At 69.1% G+C, this 5,532-nt stretch carries 8 protein-coding genes; 5 read left to right on the top strand and 3 right to left on the bottom strand.

All coding sequences use genetic code 11. From position 1 onward, the window contains the following. The coding region (locus FW784_RS12255) for a ComF family protein (protein WP_149353621.1) at positions 1-179 on the top strand (179 nt) is incomplete at its 5' end. A 59-nt stretch (positions 180-238) separates the two neighbouring features. Here FW784_RS12255 and FW784_RS12260 read toward each other — a convergent pair. Then, positions 239-895, bottom strand: a complete 657-nt coding sequence (locus tag FW784_RS12260; protein WP_205123622.1) for a DUF2238 domain-containing protein — start codon at positions 893-895, stop codon at positions 239-241. Positions 896-1,189: 294 nt separating this feature from the next. On the opposite strand from FW784_RS12260, the gene FW784_RS12265 reads away from it, so the two are divergent. From FW784_RS12265 to FW784_RS12270, 3 genes are all read left to right on the top strand, one after another. Then, the gene (locus FW784_RS12265) at positions 1,190-2,221 is read left to right on the top strand and encodes a TIGR00266 family protein (RefSeq protein ID WP_149353622.1); all 1,032 of its coding nucleotides are present in this window, start codon (positions 1,190-1,192) and stop codon (positions 2,219-2,221) included. Between the two features lie 7 nt (positions 2,222-2,228). After that, positions 2,229-2,378: a hypothetical protein gene (locus FW784_RS14440; RefSeq protein ID WP_187770797.1), complete on the top strand. Its 150-nt coding sequence runs from the start codon at positions 2,229-2,231 to the stop codon at positions 2,376-2,378. An 88-nt stretch (positions 2,379-2,466) separates the two neighbouring features. After that, positions 2,467-3,450 carry a patatin-like phospholipase family protein gene (locus tag FW784_RS12270; protein WP_149353623.1) on the top strand — a complete coding sequence of 328 codons (984 nt, stop codon included), beginning with the start codon at positions 2,467-2,469 and terminating at the stop codon, positions 3,448-3,450. Between the two features lie 297 nt (positions 3,451-3,747). On the opposite strand, the gene FW784_RS12275 is transcribed toward FW784_RS12270, so the two are convergent. Continuing rightward, positions 3,748-4,224 (bottom strand): Lrp/AsnC family transcriptional regulator, encoded by a 477-nt coding sequence (locus tag FW784_RS12275; protein WP_425481645.1) that lies wholly within the window; start codon positions 4,222-4,224, stop codon positions 3,748-3,750. 121 nt (positions 4,225-4,345) lie between these two features. On the opposite strand from FW784_RS12275, the gene phhA reads away from it, so the two are divergent. Next, entirely contained in the window at positions 4,346-5,236 is an 891-nt protein-coding gene (phhA, locus tag FW784_RS12280; RefSeq protein WP_149353625.1) for a phenylalanine 4-monooxygenase, read from the top strand. Positions 5,237-5,308: 72 nt separating this feature from the next. Here phhA and FW784_RS12285 read toward each other — a convergent pair. Beyond that, the coding region (locus tag FW784_RS12285; RefSeq protein ID WP_205123623.1) for a hypothetical protein at positions 5,309-5,532 on the bottom strand (224 nt) is incomplete at its 5' end.

Consider the following 5,532-nt stretch of genomic DNA (forward strand, 5'->3'; position numbering starts at 1 on the left):
CACGGCGCCGCAACCTCAAGGACGCCTTCATCGCGCGGCCGAAGCTGCCGCTGCCGGCGCACGTCGCGCTGGTCGACGACGTCATGACCACCGGCGCGACCCTGCATGCGGCCGCGGTGGCGCTGCGGCGCGCGGGCGTGGAGCGGGTGGATGCGTGGGTGGCGGCGCGGGTGCCGTGACAGCATGTGACGCCGTCATGCGCACCGCGTTGCAGCACATGGCCGACCGGGCGGCGCTCTCACGCGGCGCGACGCAATCCAAGCTCGCGGTCGTGCAGCCGCGCCAGCAAGAGCATCGATGCCACCGCGCCGCACAGACACAGGAACATGTCCCACTGCGTGTCCCAGACGTCGCCCTGCGTTGCGAGGAATGCATCGGCATCGGCACCAAGCGCGAGCGCACTCCACCATTCGATCAGCTCGAAGAATGCGGAAAAGCTCAACGCTGCGGCGACGCACAGGTAGGTGAGCCAGCCCCCGGGCCGCAGCGGCGTGCGGCGCAACAACACTTCGCGCGCGAGGATCGCGGGCACGAAGCCCTGCATGAGGTGCCCGACGCGGTCCCACGGATTGCGCTGCGTATGCAGCACGTCGCGCAGCCATTCGCCGAGCGGGGCCTTCGCATACGTGAACGCGCCGCCTTGGATGAGCACCAGTGCATGCAGCGCGAGCAGCCAGGCAAGCAGTCGCGTCGGCGCGATGCGGCGGTCGAAGGCGAGCCATGGCCAGGCCAGCATCACCCAGACGGTTTCCATCGCCCACGTCATGCGATCACGCGCGACGACGAAGGATGCGACCAGCGCGACCGCCACGCCGGCGAGCAGCAGCATGCCCTCGACGCGCGAAGGCGTGCGTACGACCAGGCGTCGGGCTTCCGGCTGCAGCGCGTTCGGCATGCGGCGATGGTCGCACGGGCCGCTGCGGCACATGCCCCGGCGGGTGCTCGTGGCGCGCCTGCGGCATGAACTCGGGTCCCGCAGCCGAAGGTGCAACACGTTTCCGTGCGAACGGACAACGGCATGACCGCACGACCGCACGACAGCGCGACACGTTGGTAACGCCCGTGGCACGCGTCCGCCGAGATGCGAACGCAGCGCACCCGAATGCAGGGACACCATGACCTGCGGCCGATGCGGCCGCGGCACCGCTCGCTACACTGCGGTCTTCGTCGACACGAAAGAGAGTTTCCCTTGAGCCAGTGGTTCTTCGTCCATCCGCAGACCAGCGAGCGCGTAGGCCCGCTCGATCCGGACGCCGCCTTCGACTTCGCGCGGCAGAACGCGAACCACCTGTGCTGGCGCGAAGGCCTGTCCGGCTGGCAGCCGGTGCGCTCGATGCCGGAGTTCGCCGAGGCCACGGGCGGCGCGCCGTCGCACCTTCCACCGCTGCCGCCGCCGATGTCGCGCGGCTCGCGTGGGATGAACGACGAGATCGACTACCGCATCGTCGGCAACGACATGCCGTTCGTCGAGATCGAACTCGATCCCGGCGAAAGCGCGATCGCCGAAGCTGGCGCGCTGATGTACAAGGACGCCGTCGTCGGCATGGAAACGGCGTTCGGCGACGGCTCGCGTACGGGTGGCAGCGCTGGTTTCATGGACAAGCTGATGTCCGCCGGCAAGCGCGTGATCACCGGCGAGAGCCTGTTCACCACCGTCTACACGCACAACGGCCAGGGCAAGGCGCGCGTCGCATTCGCCGCGCCGTATCCGGGCACGGTGCTGCCGATCCGCCTCGCCGAACACGGCGGCACGCTGATCTGCCAGAAGGATTCGTTCCTGGCCGGCGCGCGCGGCGTGCAGGTCGGCATCTTCTTCCAGAAAAAGATCCTCACCGGCCTGTTCGGCGGCGAAGGTTTCATCATGCAGAAGCTCGAGGGCGACGGTTGGGTGTTCGTGCACGCGGGCGGCACGCTGGTCGAACGCGACCTGGCAGCGGGCGAACGGCTCGACGTGGATACCGGCTGCGTGATGGCCTTCCATCCGACGGTCTCGATGGACGTGCGTCCGGTCGGCGGCATCAAGTCGATGTTCTTCGGTGGCGAAGGCGTGTTCCTCGCCACGCTCACCGGCCCCGGCAAGGTCTGGCTGCAGTCGCTGCCGTTCTCGCGGATGGCCGGGCGCATGCTGGCCGCTGCGCCGCAGGGCGGCGGCAAGAACGTCGGCGAAGGTTCGGTGCTGGGCGGCCTCGGCCGCCTGCTCGACGGCGACAACGGATTCTGAGGCCGACATGACACCCATTACCCCGCGACGCCTTCGCCCCCTGCACATCGTCCTCATCGCCGCCGCCCTCGTCGTGATCGCGATCGGCATCGGCGGCTACCACGTGGGCCGCGACATGGCCCATCGCGACAATGCACGGGCCGAATCCGCCCGTTAAGCGCCGGCTGTCACCCACGCGTCCATCCTTGCGGCCCGGTGCATCGTCCATGCGCCGGGCCGCCGTTCTTTCCCTCGACGAATCCGCCATGTCCGTGCTGCGCACCGCCCTGCTCGCCTCGCTCGCCACCCTGCTCGCCGCGTGCGGGGGCGATGTACGTCCCTCCGCCGAAGCGGTGAACCCGCGCATCGTGGCCGCCGCGCCGAAGCCGATCCGCATCGGCCTCGCGCTGGGCGGTGGCGCGGCCAAGGGCTTCGCGCACATCGGCGTCATCAAGATGCTCGAGGCCAACGGCATCCGCATCGACGTCGTCAGCGGCACCAGCGCGGGCAGCGTGGTCGGTTCGCTCTACGCGAGCGGCATGGACGCGTTCGCACTGCAGAAGCAGGCGGTCGCGCTCGACGAGGACCGGATCAAGGACGTGCACCTGTTTTCCGGCGGCGTGGTGCAGGGCCTGGCGCTGCAGGATTACGTCAACGAGTCGGTGGGTGGACGCACGATCGAGAAACTCGGCAAGCCGTTCGCGGCCGTGTCGACGCGGTTGGAAGATGGCCAGCGCACGGTGTTCACCCGCGGCAACACCGGGCAGGCGGTACGCGCGTCGAGCAGCATTCCCGGCGTGTTCGAACCAGTGCCGATCGGCAAGTACCACTTCATCGACGGCGGCATCGTAAGCCCCGTGCCGGTGGACGCCGCACGCCAGCTGGGCGCGGACTTCGTCATCGCGGTCGACATCTCGAGCAAGGCGCCTGGCACCGCCCCGGGCAGCCTGCTGGGCACCGTCAACCAGTCGATCACGATCATGGGACAGAAGCTCGGCGCGCAGGAACTCGCGCGCGCCGACGTGGTGATCCGGCCGACCGTCAACGGCGTGGGGCCCGCGCAATTCGACCAGAAGCAGGCCGTGATCATGGAAGGCGAACGCGCCGCCGTGGCCGCGCTGCCGCAGATCCGCGCGAAGCTGGCGCAGATGCGGCTTTCGCGCCAGCCGCGCGTCCCCGTGTCGGCCCGGCCGCATTGCGAGCCCAGCCGCATGGATCGCGTGTTGAACCGCGAGCCCAGCTGCGACTGACCGGAGCGTTCGGCTTCCCGGCGGAGGATGCAAGGCGATGGGCGTCGGGCGATGCGCCCCAACGCCGCGTGCCGGGTTCTTCGAGTCGGTGCGAATGGCGTCGTTGCTGACGAGGACGCTCTGCTAGCGCAGGATCCTCCCGCGTAGCCCCCAGGCGGCGCAAGGGCAGCGTCGACCCGACGTCCGCCCGCGAAGCCGCGCCGCGACCGTCGGTTTTCACCGTGCACCAATCGCGGCCCACGCGCGGGCCCGTCCCCCGTTGCCACCGCATTTCGCTCCGCGACTTCGCGCCCCGGCTCAACGTGCAGGCAGCGGCAGCCCCCGGAACGCCTTGACCGTGCGCAGCACGAAGCTCGAATTCACGTCGGCGACCCCCGCCTGGTTGAGCAGCCGGTCGAGCAGGAAACGCGAGAAGTGCTCGAGGTCGCGCACGGTGACCTGCAGCAGGTAGTCCATGTCCCCGGTAAGCGCGTGGCAGGCGATCACCTCGTCCCATTGCCCGACGAAGGCGGTGAACGCCTCGATCGATTCCGCGTCATGCCGCCCCAGCTGCACGCGCACGAACGCCTGCAGGCCGAGCCCGAGGCGCTCGGCGTCCACCTGCGCGGCGTAGCCGGCGATCACGCCGTCGCGCTCCAGCCGCTGCACGCGGCGCAGGCAGGCGGACGGCGAGAGGTGCACGCGCTCGGCGAGCTCGGCGTTGGTGAGCCGGCCCTCGCGTTGCAGGGCGGCCAGCAGCAGCAGATCGGTGCGATCGAGGTCGGCCGCGCTCATTCGTTGCGTCATCCAAGCGATATGTGCGTCGATCGTGCGCCAACACGCCGTGTAGACGCAACAACGCAACCTTCTTGCGTCCCCGGCCGTCTAGATTGAAACGTCACGACGAGGGTTCGCCATGAACGCCCAGCCGCAGCGCATCGAACACCAGTTGACCGACAAGGGCTACGTGCCGGTCTACACGACCGCCGTCGTCGAGCAGCCGTGGTCGGCCTATTCGGCGACGGACCACCAGGTCTGGGCGCAGCTGTTCGCGCGCCAGCAGCAGATCCTGCCGGGCCGCGCCAGCAGCGCGTTCCTGGACGCGCAGCGCGCGATGCACATGAACGCGCACGAGATCCCGAAGTTCGACGACCTCAACCGCACGCTGCGGGCGACCACCGGCTGGGAGCTGGTCGGCGTGCAGGGCCTGCTGCCCGAGCTCGACTTCTTCGACCACCTCGCCAACCGCCGATTCCCGGTGACCTGGTGGATCCGCACGCCGGAGCAGATGGACTACCTGTCCGAGCCCGACCTGTTCCACGACCTGTTCGGCCACGTGCCGCTGCTGATGAACCCGGTGTTCGCCGACTACATGCAGGCGTACGGCCGCGGCGGGGTGAAGGCGCACGGCATCGGCGCCGACGCGCTGGCCAACCTGACGCGCCTTTACTGGTACACCGCCGAATTCGGCCTGATCCGCGACCCGGACGGCCTGCGCATCTACGGCAGCGGCATCCTGTCGAGCAAGGGCGAGTCGATCCACTGCCTGGAATCGAATGCACCGAACCGCATCGGTTTCGACCTCGAGCGGATCATGCGCACGCGCTACCGCATCGATACCTACCAGAAGACGTATTTCGTCATCGATTCGTTCGAACAGCTGTTCGACGCGACGCTGCCGGACTTCACGCCGATCTACGCGCGCCTCGCCGAGCAGGAATCGATTCCGGCGGGCAACGTGCTCGACACGGATCGCGTCTTCAACCGCGGCACCGGCGAAGGCTGGCTCACCGACGGCGACGTCTGACGTCCAACGTCGGTGCGGTGCGCCACATCGGGCCGCCTCGTGCGGCCCGATGCGCTTGCAGGCGATCGCGAACTACTTGGTGTCGGTGTCGTTGACGGTCGACTTCGGCGAATCCGACGTCGGCTTGTTCAGGTCGGTGGACGAGGACGGCCCGGTTCCCGGCAGCGTGCGCGCCGGCACCGGCATGTCGGCCGTGTTGGTCGGCATTGCCTGCGGCTGCACGGGTTCGGCCGCCGAGGCCGGCACCGCGTTGGTCGATGCCGCGGCATCGGCGGCGGCGGCGGCGGACTGAGATC

The organism is Cognatilysobacter lacus (assembly GCF_008274655.1).
Lineage (GTDB): Bacteria > Pseudomonadota > Gammaproteobacteria > Xanthomonadales > Xanthomonadaceae > Cognatilysobacter > Cognatilysobacter lacus.